Here is a 1,598-nt window from a genome sequence, read left to right on the forward strand (position 1 = left end):
CATCCTTCTTTTATCGTTTCATACGACAAGATTCCTACTAATATAACTGCTCCCAAGCAAACGAGGTTTACTAACCGCCCAAAACCATTTGGGAATTTTGGTGTTGGCGCTTTTTTAGAAAGAGCAGAGCCTATAAAGACGAAGAATTGATTGGCTGCATCTCCGATTGAGTGCATCATCTCTGCGAACATTGCTACGTTCCCTGTTAAGAAAAATGCTCCTCCTTTTAAAGCTGCGATAATTGTATTAACAACTGCTGCGATTAAAGAAGGTTTATTACCACCCTTTAGTAAAGTGAAAAATTGTCCCATAGATAGTTGCTCCTTTTTAGATTGATTCTAATTCTAATGTTTCCACAAATTCCAATTCTGCAATAGAATGATAAAACTCTACCGTGTTTTTCTTAGTTAGAATAGATAATCTGATATGAATTTCATGTTTTATCTCATCATTCTCTAATTTAATATCTTTTATCCGAATACTATCGATATAAAAGCCACAGTCTTTTAAGTAATAGTACATTTTAGATATGCTTTCTTGTTTTAATACAATAACCTTTAATGATAATTCTCTGGATCGTAAGCGCTTCGGACCGACTTTAGATAGAAGGGGAGGGATTACTTCTATACCTATTAGTACGATAACAACGGTAAGGGCAGCTTCCAGATAAAAACCCGCACCTACCGCTATACCTATTCCGCCGGCTCCCCAAATCATTGCTGCCGTAGTAAGTCCACTTATACTGTCGTTGCCCTTGCGTAGAATGACACCTGCTCCGAGAAAGCCGATACCGCTTACTATTTGTGCGGCCAATCGTAAAGGATCCATAGTTATATTTACTCCATCATGACCATGATGTGCTTTGTAAGCTGACTCTATTGATATGTATGTTAGTAAACAACTAAAGGTTGCAATGACGATACTTGTTTTAAGGCCAATTGGTTTCTTTTTTAATTCTCTTTCAATCCCTATAACTAAACTTAGGGTTGCCGCCAAACCTAATTTTATTAATATTTCACCATATCCGTTTAGATAGGGAATCCAATCCACCGTGGTGCCTCCTTTCATATAGATAGTTAAGAATATGTGGAAATTTTAATCTTATACTTACATACCCAGTTTTCTAATTAATATCACCAGAAGAAATAATTTAGTTTTGTAAGGAAAAGACTTATAAAAATGTGGGATGGAGTATTTATATAGGCTGGAACCCGTAAAAGCTAGGTGATAACCCTAGATAAACTGGCGTTTTATGTGCAAACAAAGGGGTCGGATCAAATTTTTAAAGAAAAACCTATAAAATTTAATAAAAGGTATTGCTTTTTGTTTTTAATCGTTGTATATTAATACATGTCCTTCAGAACAAGTGAGTAACGACTTAAAAAGATTTAAAAAAAGTTGTTGACAACTTATCTGAAAGAAGATATACTAATAAAGTCGTCAAAAACAAAATGACGCAATGAACATTGAAAACTGAACATGCAAAACGTTAAGACATACAGCATCAACAAGCTTCGGCTTGATTGACGCAAAACAATTTTTGACATCATTTAATGATGATGCCAGCAAAACAAAATGAGCTTTTTAAGTTCTCTATT

Annotated in this window: 2 protein-coding genes; both read right to left on the reverse strand. The window is 34.8% G+C overall.

The window, feature by feature from the left end; genetic code table 11:
• The coding region (locus AC06OU_RS12970; protein ID WP_475856282.1) for a cation diffusion facilitator family transporter at nucleotides 1-311 on the reverse strand (311 nt) is incomplete at its 3' end.
• 16 nt (nucleotides 312-327) lie between these two features.
• Nucleotides 328-1,050 carry an MgtC/SapB family protein gene (locus AC06OU_RS12975; RefSeq protein ID WP_475856283.1) on the reverse strand — a complete coding sequence of 241 codons (723 nt, stop codon included), beginning with the start codon at nucleotides 1,048-1,050 and terminating at the stop codon, nucleotides 328-330.
• Between the last annotated feature and the right edge of the window lie 548 nt (nucleotides 1,051-1,598).

This window comes from Psychrobacillus sp. (genome assembly GCF_056205495.1).